The 15,469-nt window shown below is 56.3% G+C and carries 12 protein-coding genes and 1 pseudogene; 7 read left to right on the plus strand and 6 right to left on the minus strand.

Annotated elements, in window-relative coordinates; translation table 11 throughout:
- Positions 1 to 99 precede the first annotated feature (99 nt).
- Positions 100 to 2,076: a methylmalonyl-CoA mutase family protein gene (locus ACXAEW_RS09995; protein WP_474941178.1), complete on the minus strand. Its 1,977-nt coding sequence runs from the start codon at positions 2,074 to 2,076 to the stop codon at positions 100 to 102.
- 575 nt (positions 2,077 to 2,651) lie between these two features.
- Between ACXAEW_RS09995 and ACXAEW_RS10000 the strand changes: the two are divergent.
- From ACXAEW_RS10000 to ACXAEW_RS10030, 7 genes and pseudogenes are all read left to right on the plus strand, one after another.
- Positions 2,652 to 3,047: pseudogene (locus ACXAEW_RS10000) on the plus strand (IS5 family transposase); the annotation flags it as partial.
- A 196-nt stretch (positions 3,048 to 3,243) separates the two neighbouring features.
- On the plus strand, positions 3,244 to 4,203 hold the full coding sequence (locus ACXAEW_RS10005; RefSeq protein ID WP_474940513.1) for an IS110 family RNA-guided transposase: 960 nt from the start codon (positions 3,244 to 3,246) through the stop codon (positions 4,201 to 4,203).
- A 221-nt stretch (positions 4,204 to 4,424) separates the two neighbouring features.
- Complete coding sequence (gene ccrA, locus ACXAEW_RS10010) at positions 4,425 to 5,711, plus strand: crotonyl-CoA carboxylase/reductase (protein ID WP_474941179.1); 1,287 nt, start codon at positions 4,425 to 4,427, stop codon at positions 5,709 to 5,711.
- Positions 5,712 to 6,030: 319 nt separating this feature from the next.
- Positions 6,031 to 6,750, plus strand: coding sequence for a helix-turn-helix transcriptional regulator (locus tag ACXAEW_RS10015; RefSeq protein WP_474941180.1), 720 nt, complete (start codon positions 6,031 to 6,033; stop codon positions 6,748 to 6,750).
- A 90-nt stretch (positions 6,751 to 6,840) separates the two neighbouring features.
- Positions 6,841 to 7,494, plus strand: coding sequence for an acyl-homoserine-lactone synthase (locus tag ACXAEW_RS10020; RefSeq protein WP_474941181.1), 654 nt, complete (start codon positions 6,841 to 6,843; stop codon positions 7,492 to 7,494).
- 71 nt (positions 7,495 to 7,565) lie between these two features.
- On the plus strand, positions 7,566 to 9,101 hold the full coding sequence (locus ACXAEW_RS10025; RefSeq protein WP_474941182.1) for an ATP-dependent DNA helicase: 1,536 nt from the start codon (positions 7,566 to 7,568) through the stop codon (positions 9,099 to 9,101).
- Positions 9,098 to 9,835, plus strand: a complete 738-nt coding sequence (locus ACXAEW_RS10030) for an SDR family oxidoreductase (protein ID WP_474941183.1) — start codon at positions 9,098 to 9,100, stop codon at positions 9,833 to 9,835. The genes ACXAEW_RS10025 and ACXAEW_RS10030 overlap by 4 nt, the downstream gene beginning before the upstream one ends.
- A 135-nt stretch (positions 9,836 to 9,970) precedes the next feature.
- Here ACXAEW_RS10030 and ACXAEW_RS10035 read toward each other — a convergent pair whose 3' ends face one another.
- From ACXAEW_RS10035 to ACXAEW_RS10055, 5 genes are all read right to left on the minus strand, one after another.
- The gene (locus ACXAEW_RS10035; RefSeq protein ID WP_474941184.1) at positions 9,971 to 10,753 is read right to left on the minus strand and encodes a TIGR02186 family protein; all 783 of its coding nucleotides are present in this window, start codon (positions 10,751 to 10,753) and stop codon (positions 9,971 to 9,973) included.
- Between the two features lies 1 nt (position 10,754).
- Complete coding sequence (locus tag ACXAEW_RS10040; protein ID WP_474941185.1) at positions 10,755 to 11,669, minus strand: sulfite exporter TauE/SafE family protein; 915 nt, start codon at positions 11,667 to 11,669, stop codon at positions 10,755 to 10,757.
- A 112-nt stretch (positions 11,670 to 11,781) separates the two neighbouring features.
- Positions 11,782 to 12,792: an ABC transporter permease gene (locus ACXAEW_RS10045; RefSeq protein WP_474941186.1), complete on the minus strand. Its 1,011-nt coding sequence runs from the start codon at positions 12,790 to 12,792 to the stop codon at positions 11,782 to 11,784.
- Positions 12,792 to 13,886 carry an ABC transporter permease gene (locus ACXAEW_RS10050; protein ID WP_474941187.1) on the minus strand — a complete coding sequence of 365 codons (1,095 nt, stop codon included), beginning with the start codon at positions 13,884 to 13,886 and terminating at the stop codon, positions 12,792 to 12,794. Before ACXAEW_RS10050 ends, ACXAEW_RS10045 begins: the two co-directional genes overlap by 1 nt.
- Complete coding sequence (locus ACXAEW_RS10055; protein ID WP_474941188.1) at positions 13,886 to 15,415, minus strand: ABC transporter ATP-binding protein; 1,530 nt, start codon at positions 15,413 to 15,415, stop codon at positions 13,886 to 13,888. The genes ACXAEW_RS10050 and ACXAEW_RS10055 overlap by 1 nt, the downstream gene beginning before the upstream one ends.
- Between the last annotated feature and the right edge of the window lie 54 nt (positions 15,416 to 15,469).

Raw genomic sequence — 15,469 nt, forward strand, 5'->3', positions numbered from 1 at the left:
TTAGTTCCGCCTTAATATATGGCGTGCTCCGCTTTATGAAATAAAACGGAACATGATTACAGCTACTAATTTGGCGATTTTTTGCTTTTTTTTGATGAATTAAGTCTCCAACTCCCCAGAAATAGCGAGGCTGGTAATGTCGCTCATCATTGTATTGAGCTCAAAATCCTTTGGAGTGAAAACTCGGGAAACCCCCATTTCCTTCAGTTTCGCCGCGTCTTCATCGGGAATAATGCCGCCGACAATCACCGGGAGGTTTTCCATCCCGGCTTCGCGCAGGCGTTTTAGTGTTTCTTCCACCAAGGGCAGATGGCTGCCGGACAGAATCGACAGACCTAATACATGGGCTTTGTCATCCTGTGCGGATTGGACCAATTCCGCCGGGGTCAGGCGAATACCGTCATAGGTAATATCCATGCCACAGTCACGTGCCCGGTATGCGATTTGTTCCGCACCATTTGAATGGCCATCAAGGCCGGGCTTGCCGATAACAAATTTCAGGCGGCGGCCCAGTTTGTCGCTGGCTGCGTTCACCAGATCGCGCAAGTCCTCAAGGTTTTCGGTTTTATTGGAAACGCTTGCCGACACGCCAGTCGGGCCGCGATAGATGCCGTGAACGCGGCGCATTTCTTCGGCCCATTCGCCGGTGGTGACGCCCGCTTTGGCGGCTGCAATCGAGGGCTCCATAATATTATTGCCGTTTTGCGCCGCTTCGCGCAGGTCTTTCAGCGCTTTGGTCACAGCGGCTTCGTCGCGTTCTGCACGCCAAGCGTTGAGGCGGGTGATCTGCTCTTCCTCAACGGCAGGATCGACAACCATAATGCCACCGTCTTCGGTTTGTAGTGGCGAAGGCTCACCTTCGGTCCATTTGTTGACACCAACCACAATAGTTTCGCCGCGTTCAATGCGGTTCAGGCGGTCGGCGTTTGATTCCACCAGGCGGGATTTCATATATTCGATGGATTCAATTGCTCCCCCCATCGAGCCTAGGTTTGCCAATTCGGCCCGCGCGCCTTCTTTCAGCGCCTCAACCTTGGCATCCACCACCGGGTTGCCGTCAAAAAGGTCGCCATATTCAAGAAGGTCAGTTTCATAGGCCATGATCTGCTGCATGCGCATGGACCATTGCTGATCCCAAGGGCGTGGCAGGCCCAGGGCTTCGTTCCAGGCAGGCAACTGTACTGCGCGCGCGCGCGCCTTCTTGGACAGCGTAACTGCAAGCATTTCAATAAGAATTCGGTATACGTTGTTCTCCGGTTGCTGCTCGGTCAGACCCAGAGAGTTCACCTGTACGCCATACCGGAACCGTCGGAATTTCGGGTTTTCAACCCCATAGCGTTGCTGGCAGATCTCGTCCCACAGGTCGACAAAAGCGCGCATTTTGCACATCTCGGTCACGAAGCGGATGCCTGCGTTTACAAAGAAAGAGATGCGGCCCACAAGCGCCGGGAAATCTTCGGCAGCAACACGGGGTTTCAACTCATCCAGGACCGCCTGCGCGGTGGCGAGTGCAAAGGCAAGCTCTTGTTCCGGCGTCGCTCCGGCTTCCTGCAAGTGATAGGAGCAGACGTTCATCGGGTTCCATTTAGGAATATGACGATAGCAGTATTCAGCAACGTCACCGATCATTTTCAAGCTGGGTTTGGGCGGGCAGATATAGGTGCCGCGGCTCAGGTATTCCTTGATCAGGTCGTTCTGGACAGTGCCTTGCAGTTTCGAAATGTCAGCGCCTTGTTCTTCGGCCACCGCTACATAAAGCGACAACAGCCAGGGTGCGGTCGCGTTGATAGTCATGGAGGTGTTCATCTGTTCCAGCGGGATCTGGTCAAACAGGGTCCGCATATCGCCCAGGTGACAGACAGGCACACCCACTTTGCCCACTTCGCCGCGCGACAGAATATGGTCACTGTCATAACCCGTCTGAGTGGGCAGGTCGAAGGCCACCGAGAGGCCCGTTTGCCCTTTGGCCAGGTTAGAGCGGTACAGCGCGTTTGACTTGGTGGCTGTGGAGTGTCCGGCATAAGTGCGGATCAGCCAGGGGCGGTCAGGCTTGGTCTCGTTCTGCGTCTGCGACATGGCGAACCTCGTGGATATCCGTGGGTAATTTTGTTTCGTTGTATTGATGTAGATAGCAATTAAACACCTTTGTCAATTCGCTGCATTGCGGCACGCCGGTCCATCTTTGGTCGTGGATCATCGCCCGATCACGCAAACGCTATTGCTGTTAGGCAGGCGGTTTTTCAGGGGGGAGGCAACTTCGAAAGTGCGAGGGGCGGAAAGTTCATCGTGTGTCGGATGAAAGTATGCCTGATTACCAATTCGCAAATGATAGGTAAGTGAGAGCGCGTAGATATATGAAATGTGTCAAAAAAAAGGCGAGCTCAATAATGAGAAACGCTGAAAGAGTTGTTTCCTGACGTTGCGGAAGAAGCGGTGTGTAAAGCTGAAAAGATACATTAAAATAATTGCATGAATTTGACGCGCGCTGAGACGTAAATCCAATTTGGGAAAAGCGGCGTGCAAACTCATAAAAGTGACGGCTCAGTTTCGTGACGTCAAAACCATCTCGGCAAATGGCTCGGCTGGAAACCAGGAGGTGTTTCTTTGTGTCTTTGTGCAAAGTTAGGGTCAGGACCCATTGATTTCCGCCGGGCGGCATGAACACGAAACTGCATGCCATCTGTGACAGTCAAGGACGCCCGTTGAACCTGTTCGTGACCGCAGGACAAGTCAGCGATTACATCGGTGCACGCGCTTTGGTGGGCAGTTTGCCACGGGTCGAATGGCTGCTTGGCGATCGCGGCTATGATGCTGATTGGTTCAGAGAAGCATTAAAAGACACAGGGATACGCGCCTGCATCCCAGGCCGGAAACAGCGGAAGAAAGCGGTGAAGTACGACAAACGTCGATACAAACGACGCAACCGGATCGAGATCATGTTTGGTCGGCTCAAAGATTGGCGACGCGTGGCAACCCGATACGACAGGTGCCCGAAGGTATTCCTATCCGCCATCGCACTCGCCGCACTCGTCATCTATTGGCTATGAGTCCTGACCCTTCTGTATCTCTGATCAGTTATTGTTACCCCATCACCGGGCTTGGCGAAGATCGGTGATGGGGCGATGTATGGCGTCTGAGCCTTGTGGCCTGACCACGTTTGCTAGCGAGCCAGCACCGTCTCTCTTCATCATCTCGAACAGTTGAAAGTAGCCGGTCAGGACTGCTAAGCAGAAGGACGAGAACATGGATACGGTAACACAGGCTGCAATCGTTGGCATAGATGTCAGCCGCGATTGGCTGGACATTCATTGTCTGCCAGGTGGGCAACGACAGCGCCTGCCCAACACTGAAGACGGCCACGCGCAGATTGTCGAATTGGCGGCTTCACACAAAGCGCTTGTGTGCTTTGAGGCGACCGGTGGTCAAGAATGGCGCTTGTGGTCTGCCCTCGATGCGGCAGCAATCACAACGCGACAATTGCCGCCAGCGCAAATCAAAGCCTTCGCGGCCAGTCGCGGCACGCGGGCCAAGACGGATCGGATCGACGCGGAATTGATCGCGCGTTTCATGGCGTTTCGCCCTGATGCTGGGCGCGCCCTCCCACATGAAAAGATACGTCTTCTCAGAGCGTTGACATCCAAGCGCGGGCAACCCGTTGAAACACGAAAACGGCTTCTGGCTCAGATTAAGGCGCACAGAAAGTTAGGATCGGCGGACTTTTTTGAGGCCATGGATGGTGAACTCAAGACCATGCTGGATCGTCAGACTGCCGGGCTCGAAGCTCAGATCGAACAGACCATCGCCAATTATCAAAGCCTCGACAATGCCGCCGACATCCTGCGTTCCGTACCCGGCATCGGTCCGGTTGCCAGCACGTTGTTAATCGCGGAAATGCCTGAACTCGGCCAGATCACCGGGGAACAAGCCGCCGCGCTCACCGGGCTTGCGCCAATCGCAAACGACAGTGGAGGCATGCGTGGAAAGCGTGCCATTGGCGGAGGACGACGATTGCTGCGGCATGTGATGTTCCAGGCCGCTCTCGTCGCAAGCCATCACAATCCAATCCTGAAGGTCTTCGCAGACCGCCTTCGCGCAGCCGGAAAACCGCACAAAGTCGTCATCACAGCCGTCGCCAGAAAGCTCGTCACAATCGTGAATGCGCTTCTCAAATCAGGCCAGAAATGGTCTCATCACGCCATTTGAGAAATACAGTTGCTAGGAAAGGGCGTGCCACTAGCATACGACCATAGTCTTGGGGGGCGCATGGAAATGCTGCGTGTGCAAAGGATTTCCGCGTTTACAAAGTCATAAAATTACAAAATGAGCATCAAAGGTGTTGCAATATTACTTTGCCATTTCTATCCCTATGAGGGAAGGCCGCGATTCTGCAATGCGGCAATACTGTTTGAGGGAAGGAGGCCAAGATGGCTTTGGATAACGAAAACCAGACTCTGGAATATGATGCGCCAGAGAAAGACCTCTATGAGATGGGCGAAATCCCTCCGATGGGATATGTGCCGAAACAAATGTACGCTTGGGCGATCCGTCGCGAGCGTCAGGGCGAGCCGAACAAGGCGATGCTGCAAGAGGTAGTCGAGGTCCCTGCGATCGACAGCCACGAAGTGCTGGTTCTGGTGATGGCCGCTGGCGTGAACTACAATGGTGTCTGGGCGGGTCTCGGTGTGCCGATCTCCATGTTCGACGTGCATAAGCAGCCCTATCACATCGCGGGATCTGACGCGGCTGGTATCGTTTGGGCCGTCGGCGACAAGGTTAAGCGCTGGAAAGTGGGTGACGAGGTTGTGATCCACTGCAATCAGGATGACGGTGACGACGAGCATTGTAACGGCGGGGATCCGATGTTCTCGGACAGCCAGCGCATCTGGGGCTATGAAACGCCGGATGGATCCTTCTCGCAGTTCACACGGGTTCAGGCCCAGCAGTTGATGCCGCGACCCAAGCACCTGACCTGGGAAGAGAGCGCCTGTTATACTCTGACTTTGGCAACCGCTTATCGGATGCTGTTTGGCCACGAACCACATGATCTGAAACCTGGACAGAACGTTCTGGTTTGGGGCGCATCCGGAGGTCTGGGGTCCTATGCGATCCAGTTGATCAATACTGCGGGCGCCAATGCGATTGGCGTGATCTCGGACGAGAGCAAGCGTGACTTTGTCATGGGTCTGGGCGCCAAAGGTGTGATCAACCGCAACGACTTTAACTGCTGGGGCCAGCTGCCGACGGTGAACACGCCGGAATACAACGATTGGCTGAAAGAGGCACGCAAGTTCGGCAAGGCGATCTGGGAAATCACCGGCAAGGGTGTGAACGTTGATATGGTGTTCGAACATCCGGGCGAGAAGACCTTTCCGGTCTCCTCTCTGGTCTGTAAGAAAGGCGGCATGGTTGTGATCTGTGCCGGGACATCCGGGTTCAACTGTACTTTTGACGTGCGCTATATGTGGATGCACCAGAAGCGCCTGCAGGGCTCGCACTTTGCCCATCTGAAGCAAGCCTCGGCCGCGAACCAGCTCATGGTGGAGCGCCGCCTGGATCCCTGCATGTCCGAAGTCTTCCCCTGGGCCGAGTTGCCGGATGCACATATGAAAATGCTGCGCAACGAGCACAAACCGGGCAACATGTCGGTTTTGGTTCAGTCCCCTAAGACCGGGTTGCGTACCCTCGAGGACGTACTGGACGCGGGTAAGTAAACCCGAGATCGATCAAAGACTGTCAGGGCTCTGCCATTTCCCGATCCCGGGGAACGGCGGGGCCCTTTTTGCGTGTTTTCCACTTTTTGAATATTTGCATTAGTTGAATGTGTTGTCCGATCGTAGAAAAATATTGTTCATAATGTGAACTTTTTGATAGAGAATAAGAACAAATTTAAGGACTTAGAAATGTTTCCTTTGACCGAAAAAGGTTAATACGCAAAACGTTAGTGATGTCAGGGACTAAGAAAAAGGTGCAGGCGAAGACGCGCAGAGCCGGTTGGAACGGCGCGGTTTAGCGATAACGCTTCAATAAAATATGGAGAAACGGGACGATTTGGACCAAATTCTCGACGCGTTGGCCGCCACGACGACCCTGTCTGGACTACAACAAATCGTCGAAAGCCTGACGCAATATCTGGACGTCGATCATGCGGTGTATCACTGGGTGGACAGTCTGGGCGATCATTACCATTTTGGAACTTACCCCGAGAATTGGGTGGACCGATATCAGGATCAAGAATACGTTCGCGTGGATCCTGTTGTGGCGGGATGTTACCAGAGTTTTCACCCGGTGGACTGGCGACGTCTGGATTGGAGACCGCGCAAGGTTCGCGCGTTTTTGCAGGATGCGCTGGTGCACGGCGTCGGGAACCAGGGTTATTCTATACCGATCCGCGGCCCGGGCGGCCAGTTTGCAGTCTTTACGGTCAGCGGTAACGCCAATGATTCTACCTGGGATCGATTTATTGCAAGCCACAACCGCCAGCTGCTTTTGTTGGCACATTTTTTCAACCGCAAAGCACTTGAATTTGAACCCGGCCGATTGGATCTTTTGGACATCAGTCTGTCGCCACGCGAAGTGGATGCGCTGACATTGCTGGCCCAGGGGCAAAGTCGGGCGCAAGTTGCGCGGGCTTTATCCATATCTGAGCATACTTTACGGGTATATATCGAAAGTGCGCGATATAAGTTGGGTGCTGCGAACACAACTCACGCGATTGCACGCGCCACAAGCATCGGTTTGATCGTTATATGATGAGAAGCTGACTTTCTTTTAATTTTAGGTCTTTGGCCGCAGCCGCTGGTGGTGCCTACTGTTCCCGTTTCAAGCAATAGGGGACAAACAATGCTTCGTTACATCTACCGTCATGACCTTCATCTTTTTCCGAAACTGGCACGTTCGATGCACGTGGATCGTGCGGATCAGTTCCACACGCGTTTGGGGTGGGAGGTCAATGTCGACGTCAATGGGGAAGAGCATGATCAATACGATCAGCTGGATCCACTTTATGTCATCTGGGAGCAGCCGGACGGCAGCCATGGGGGCTCCATGCGGTTTTTGCCCACCACTGGCCCGGTTATGGTTAATGACTTCTTTCTCGATCTCACAGGAGGGGTGCCGCTGGTCAGCCCTCTGATCTGGGAAAGCACTCGGTTCTGTCTGTCGCGTGAAGTTAAGGGGAATGTGGCAGGCGCATTAATGCTGGCAGGGATCGAGGTGATGCGCAATTTCGGAATTGGGCATTTCGCCGGAGTCTTTGACCGTCGTATGGTGCGGATCTACCGTACGCTGGGTTTCAGCCCTGAGGTGATCGGGCGGCGTGGCGAAGGGCGCGAACAGATCTGCTTGGGGCTGTGGGAGTATACGCCCGAGGTCTATGCCCGTGTGTCCGAGCGTGCCGAAATTTCCATGGAGACCTCGCAGATGTGGTTCGATCATTCCTTCGGGCCTGTCACACCTCAGGTTCCAGTGAATCCGGCCCAGTTCGCGGCTGAATAAAACAACACTTTCAGTCGGTGACTGTTTCTTGGCGTCTGGTGCGGCCCGCACCATACCTGTAGGGTCGCGCCATGACAACGACACCCATACAGTTTTCCGACGATCAGGCCACGGCCTTTGACAGTGTGACCGAAGCTTTGCGCCAGGCCGGAGTGGACCTGGACGATGGTCTTTTGCAATCTCAGATGGGGGAAACTGGGGTACATGCGGTCATTGGCAAAGCTGGATCCGGCAAGACTCTTTTGCTGGCAGAGCTTTATAAAGCCTTGGAAAATTCCGGGGTTGAGGTCGTCTCGGGCGATTATGAAAGTCGCAAGAAAAGCGATCGTCGTACGCTGGCTATTCTGGCCCCCACAAACAAGGCGGCGAGTGTTCTGCGTCTGCGGGGCGTTCCTGCCACCACCATTCACCGCATCCTGTATACGCCGGTTTACGACCCCGAGTATGAAAAGATCGCCGAGTGGCTGGCCGGCCATGACGAGCAGCCCGAGATCGAGGGGCTGACCGAAGAGGCGCTGGCCCGCGCACAGGCGTTTTATGAGAAGAACAAGTCCATCCCCGGGGCTTTGGCTGTTGCTGGGCTGCGGGGATCGGACTTTATTACCGGATGGAAACGGCGTGAGGAGCCGTTGGATATCGGTTTTGTCGATGAGGCCTCGATGCTGGATGATCGCCAGTTTGATGACCTCAAGGAGATCTTTCCCAATCTGGTCTTGTTTGGAGATCCGGCGCAGCTGGCGCCTGTCAACCAGTCCGGATCTATGGTGTTCGAAGGGCTGCCCGAGGAACGCCGCCTGATCCTGAACCGGATCCACCGCCAGCAGGCGGACAACCCGATTCTGGATCTGGCCCATGCGCTGGCGGATCCACAGTTGGGGTTCGAGGAATTCGAGCGGATGATTGAGGACACCGCACGTCGGGATGAACGCGTTGTTTGGGGGCAGCGGGTCGAGGTCGACCTGATGGCGCGCTCACCTGTGTTGGTCTGGCGCAACAACACACGGATCCGTCTGATCAATGCTTTTCGCGCCGTCTATGGCGCTCCCGAGGATGAGCTGCTGCCAGGTGAGCCACTGATCTGTGACGGGATCGAACTGCCGATGAAGCACCGCAAGAAACGTCTGGACCTTGAAGCGCGCGGGCTGATCAAGGGCGCTCAGGTGATCTATCTCGGGCCTGGACGCAAGCCAGGGTTTTCGCGGCTGCATGTGATGGGGGCTGAAGATCCGCAGGTTTCGGCGGCATCCATTGTGAAGATTGAGAAACCTGATGAAGAAGAGCCCTTTATTCCTTTTGCCGCGCGGATGGGGGCCACTTTTCTGCATGGGGCGGCGGTGACGATCCACAAGGCGCAGGGCAGCCAATGGGATACGGCACAGGTCTTTGCACCGGACATTTATGCTGCAGCGCGGATGGGGCGGGTTGAAGCTGGTCAGCCGTTGTGGAAGCGGCTCGCCTATGTGGCGATCACGAGGGCACAGGAAAGATTGATCTGGGTGGTGCGTAACCGTCTCGCCAAGCCAAGCGAGACGCTGAGGGTTGACGATCTGAAAGTGGCGCCTGTGGCGTTGCAGCTGGAGGCACAAGGGGAGGAAGAAGCAATATGAGCCGGACGATTGTGATCACCGGGGCGAGCTCCGGGATAGGGCAGGCCACGGCAGAGTTGTTTCTTCGCTCCGGCTGGACGGTCGGCCTGTTGGCTCGGCGGGAAGAACGGTTGCAGGCAATCGCCAGGGGGCATCGCCGTGCCATCGTGCTGGCGGCGGATGTGACCCAGTCAGCTGAAGTGAAGGCGGCATTTGCCCGTTTTATCGACCAGACCGGGCGGCTGGACGTGCTGTTTAACAACGCAGGAATTTTCACCGCGTCCGGCCTGATTGATGAGATTGATCTGGATGATTGGTATGGTTCTCTCAATGTAAACCTCTCGGGCATGTTCTTGGCAGCCAGGGCCGCGTTTTCTCAGATGCGTAGACAGGATCCCAAAGGGGGGCGGATTATCAACAACGGTTCTATCGCAGCCCATGTCCCGCGCCCTCAGTCGACGCCTTATGCCACCACCAAAGCGGCCATCACCGGTCTTACGAAATCCCTGTCTCTGGATGGACGGGCATTCAATATTGCGTGCGGGCAGATTGATATCGGCAATGCGCGCACGCCTATGGTGGAAGATCTTATTGCCCGCGCGGCCGAGGCCGATCCGCATGCGCCAGTGATGGAGAGTTTCGCGGTGGAGGATGCGGCGAAATCGGTACTGCATATGGCGGAGCTGCCGCTGGAGGCCAATGTGCAGTTCATGACGGTTATGGCAACCAAAATGCCCTATGTCGGACGGGGGTGACATCCGGCCAAGCAAGGGCTCCCGCCAACCCGCGGTGCAGGCAAAGCCTGCGCGCTTGGGCTGTTGGGCGTGGCCTCTGGCCTGCGGGGCGCAGCCCAGAGGCGGTTTCGCCTGAAAGGACCGGCTGCTGACCGATCAGCGGTTGCGCAGAAGGGTGAAGAGCGCTGAGGCTCCCCAACCCGCAACCATTGCAATCACCAGCGCCAGGATGCCATAGGCCAGCGGCCGTTCGCGCGACAGGTTGAAGAGGAAGCGCTCCAGGCCCACTTTTTGCACCTCGATCGTGCTATCATGGTCGGCGATGACCTTTCCGCCGCGTGTCAGAAGAATGCGCGCGGTATATTTGCCTTCTGTCAGATCCGGCGGCATTTTGATGTCGGTGCGAAAAAGGGTCTGTTGATCCACCTGGACCGCCCCTTCGAGCAGCATATATTTGGCCTGTGTCTCGCGGATGCGCACCAGAGCCTCAATGTAATCTTCGGCCTCTTCATGGGCCACTTTGGCCCCAATCGACAAGATGGCCCGTTCGATGGACACGCGGTAGCGACGATCATTGGATTGTCTGAGGATTTCCTCGAAGGGCGCGCTGGTGGCCACCGCATAGAAAATAGGCGCGCGGTCAACGGTGACGGAATCCACATTGGTCCAGATCCCGAGCCGTTTTCCTTTGCGTCTTACCACCGCCGGGACGGAGGGACCGGAAAGGGTGACCAACACATGCAGGGGATCGCCTTCTGGAATAGCGTGTTCACGTTTGACTGCGCCAAAGATCAAAATCTCTGATCCGTCGAAGTCCGTGGTAATTTCTACCTGGTTCTGGCTGAGGCCAAGCACAACCTCTTCCTTGGGTTTACTTTGTGCATGGGCGGCTCCGAAACCAAGGGTCAGACAGCTGATGAGAGTGAGCAGGAGCCGCATCTTAACCCTCGCGCACATTGGTGATGGAGTAGAGTTCAGACGGTTCCAGCAGGAGATCGAGCCCCAGTTTGCCGCAGACCGCAAGCACTATGAGTGCCAAAAGAATGCGCAGCTGTTCGGCCTTGAGGTAGGCACCCAGCCGGGTTCCAAATTGCGCACCGATGACGCCACCGATCAGCAAAAGCACGGCAAGAACGATGTCCACGGTCTGATTGGTGACCGCGTGCATCAGCGTTGTAGCCCCGGTCACGGTAATGATCTGAAACAGCGAGGTGCCAATGACCACCTTGGTCGGGATCCCAAGCACATAGATCATTGCGGGCACCATAATAAACCCGCCGCCGACCCCCATGACCGCAGTCAGGATGCCGACCAGAAATCCGACCATGATTGGAGGGATCACCGAGATATAGAGCTGCGATGTGCGGAAACGGGTCTTGAACGGCATAGAATGGACCCAGCCGCGCTGTTTACGCTGGGGCGGAGCGCCGCGGCGGGATTTTCGCAAGGCATTGACGCTTTCAATGAACATCAGCCCGCCGACAATGCCGAGGAAAACCACATAACAAAGCGTTACAAACAGATCGACCTGACCAAGGGACTTCAGATAATTGAAGATCGCAATACCGCAGGCCGCCCCCATCAGGCCTCCGAGCTGTAGGATGATCCCCATTTTGAAATCCACGGTGCGCCTGCGCAGATGTGCGAGCACCCCAGAAACTGACGAAGCAACAATCTGATTGGCACCGGTTGCAACCGCCACTGGGGGGGGGACACCGATAAAAAACAGCAGAGGCGTCAGAAGAAAACCGCCGCCAACACCGAACATTCCCGAAAGGACTCCAACAAGCCCGCCGAGACCGAGCAACGTGAAAGCGTTGACCGAGATTTCCGCGATGGGGAGGTAGATATTCATGTCCTTTGTTAGACCTCTGTGAAGGACAAAATCAACATAATTTGCTGTTGTGCAGCACGGGCTTTTGTTTTGGGAGAGAGAGGGCATTACCCTCTCTTTTTGTTGCGGACGACTAGCGCTCTTTTACATATGGGATCCCGCCGGCCTTGGGCGGGATTGCTTTGCCGACAAACCCTGCAAGGATCACCACGGTCATGATATAGGGCAGGGCGCCCAGAAACTGTGCCTGAATCTTGATTTGGAAAATCGCCTCCAATACGTCTGGGCGCAGTTCGAGCGCTTGGAACAGGCCGAACAGCAGACAGGCCCCCAATGCGTGCCAGGGGCGCCATTTGGCAAAGATTAGGGCGGCAAGGGCGATGAAGCCACGTCCAGCAGACATGTCTTTGACAAAGCCGGCCTGAAGCGCAGTTGAAAGATATGCGCCGGCAATGCCACATAGAACGCCACAGATGCCCACAGCGGCAAAACGTAGGCCGACAACCGAGACGCCGGCCGTATCCACGGCTGCTGGGTTTTCCCCGACAGCGCGCAGGCGCAGGCCGAAACGGGTGCCAAACAGCAACCACGCGGTAAGCGGCACGGCAAGGAACGACAGGTAGACCAGAATTGAATGGCCCGAAATCAGTTCGGAATAGGCTTGTTGAAGTGGTCCTGCTTCGGCGAGAAGCTGTGATAACGGGCGGCCTGCTGCCTCGGCTTCGGTCGGGCCGATGGCAAAGGGCAGTTCGATAGGGTCAAAGCGGCCGCCGCTCAGAAGGGACGGGGTGCGGCCGCCTTGCTGGAACCAGTCCTGTGCAATCAAAACCGTTAGCCCTGCCGCAAGGAAGTTGATCGCCACGCCAGAGATCAGCTGGTTGCCCCGGAAGGTAATGGAGGCGACGCCATGAAGGGCAGCCAGAACGAGGGATGCTGAGATGCCCGCAAGCAGCCCGATCCAGGCGTTGCCAGTTGTCGCTGCAATCGCTGCGGATAAGAAGGCTGCTATCAGCATCTTGCCCTCAAGGCCGATGTCAAAGATGCCTGCGCGTTCCGAAAACAGGCCGGCCAGGCAGGCCAGCAATAGCGGGGTGGCGAGGCGGACAGAGCTGTCGAGGATCTGAATGAGTGTCAGAAATTCCATCAGGCTTGCTCCTTCCGGAGAGCGACAAAGAGTTTTTCCAGCGGCATCCGGACCATATTGTCGAGCGCGCCGGTAAACAGGATCACCAGGGCCTGAATAACAACGATAAGCTCACGCGGGATTGAAGTCCAAAGCGCCAGTTCCGCGCCCCCCTGATAGAGAAATCCAAACAGGATTGCCGCGAGAAAAACGCCAAACGGGTGATTGCGCCCCATCAGCGCCACGGCGATCCCAATGAAACCTGCACCTTCTGTGGCGTTCAGGACCAGACGCTCTGCCTCGCCCATGACGTTGTTGATCGCCATCATGCCACACAGCCCGCCAGAGATCAGCATTGCAATCATGGTGATCTTGAACGGGGACATGCCGGCATAGCGCGCGCCGGTCTCGGACTTACCATACGATCGGAGCTCATAGCCAAGCCAGGTGCGCCAGATCAGCAGCCAGACCAGAACACAGGCAGCGAGAGCCACCAACAGGCTGACATTGGCGGGCGCGGATTTGGAGAAGTTAATGCCCAACGGCAACAGGATCTCGTGCAGGGACGGAAGGTGCACGGTTTCAGAAAAACGCGCGGTTGCGGGGTCCATCTGGCCTGAAGGCTTCAATACGTTGACCAGCATATAGTTCAAAAGCGAGGCTGCGATGAAATTGAACATAATGGTGGTGATGACCACATGGCTGCCGCGTTTGGCCTGCAGATAGGCCGGGATCGCAGCCCAGGCCGCACCAAAGACACCGGCGGCAACGGTGGCAAACAGCAGCGCAATGGTCCAATGGGGCCAGGGGATAAAGAGACAGACATAGGCAACACCAAGCCCGCCCAGCATAGCCTGACCCTCGCCGCCGATGTTAAACAGCCCCGCATGATACGCGACCGAGACTGCAAGCCCGGTAAACAGGAAGTTGGTGGCGTAATAGAGCGTGTACCCCCAGCCATAAGTCGAGCCGAGCGCGCCCTCGATCATCAGGTTGATGGCCTCGGCCGGGCTTTCACCAATAGCGAGGATCACCAGCGCAGACAGCGCAGCAGCAAGCAACAGGCTGATCAGAGGGATCAGGACGACATCCGCCCATTTTGGCATCTTTTCCATTAAGCAGTCTCCGCTGTCATGCCTGCCATCAGGAGGCCCAGCTCTCTTTCATTCGTGTCCGCTGCTGGGCGTTCGCCCATAATATGACCGTCAAACATTACGGCAACCCGATCTGCCAGCGACAGGATTTCTTCGAGTTCGACCGAAACCAGCAACACCGCTTTGCCCTGATCGCGCAGGGCGACGATCTGTTGGTGGATGAACTCGATCGCGCCGATGTCCACGCCGCGGGTGGGCTGGCCGACCAGAAGCAAGTCCGGGTTGCGCTCAATCTCGCGGGCGACGACAATTTTCTGCTGGTTCCCACCAGAGAAACTTTTGGCGGCAAGCCAGGGGTCTGGGGGGCGGACGTCGAATTTTTCCATCTTGGCTTCGGTATCTGCGCGCAAGGCGGCGTTGTCCATCAGGAGGCCCTTTTGGAATTCCGGAGCGCGGTGGTAACCAAAGGCCACGTTCTCCCAGGCGTGAAAGTCCATGATCAGACCTTCGCGCTGGCGGTCTTCGGGTACATGGCCAATTCGGGCGGCGCGCCGTGCGCGCCCATCTGCCCCGTGGCCCGTCAGTGGCAGAGGCTGACCGTGGAGTTTGATCACGCCCTGTCCTGCTCGCATGCCGCCTAACACCTCCAGCAGCTCGGACTGGCCATTTCCGGCCACCCCAGCAATCCCGAGAATTTCGCCCGCGCGCACGGAGAGATTGATCCCCTTGACCCGCTCCACGCCCGCGTCATCAAAGACGCGAAGGTTCTCGATTTCCAGAATTGGTGCGCCGGGTTGGGCGGGCCGTTTGTCGACCTGCAACAAAACCTTGCGGCCGACCATCAGTTCCGCCAGATGCTCGGGGCTGGTCTCGGATGTCTTAACCGTTGCGGTCATCTTCCCCCGTCGCATCACGGAAACGGTGTCGGTATATTCCATGATCTCCCGCAGCTTGTGGGTGATCAGGATGATGGTTTTGCCTTCGCTGCGCAGCCGGTCAAGAATACGGAACAGCTGGTCAGCCTCAGCCGGGGTCAAAACGCCTGTGGGCTCGTCCAAGATGAGGATGTCGGCATGGCGATAGAGCGCCTTGAGGATTTCGACCCGTTGTTGCATTCCGACGCCGATTTCGTCGATGCGCGCGTCGGGGTCGACGTTCAACTCATACTCTGTGGCCAGATTTTGCAGTGATTTTCGGGCCTTGGCCAGCGAGGGGCGCAAAAGGTCGCCGTCTTCGGCACCAAGGATAATGTTTTCCAGAACGGTAAAGTTTTCCACCAGTTTGAAGTGCTGGAACACCATGCCGATACCCGCCGCAATTGCAGCCTGGCTGTCGGGGATCTCAGTGTGTTTGCCGTTAATCCAGACCTCTCCTTTGTCGGCTTTGTAAAACCCATAAAGGATGCTCATCAGCGTGGATTTTCCCGCGCCGTTTTCGCCGATTATGCCGTGGATTGTGCCGGGCTGGACCTGGATTGAGATGTCCTTGTTGGCCTGAACGGGGCCAAAGGATTTAGAGATGCCTTTGAGCTCGATTGCCGGTGCAGTCATCGGGGCTCCTATTGTTTGTCTTGGGCTTGAGGCAAGCCGGGGTCGCAGGGGCGC

It is taken from the genome of Epibacterium sp. ABZ3_068, from assembly GCF_056159265.1.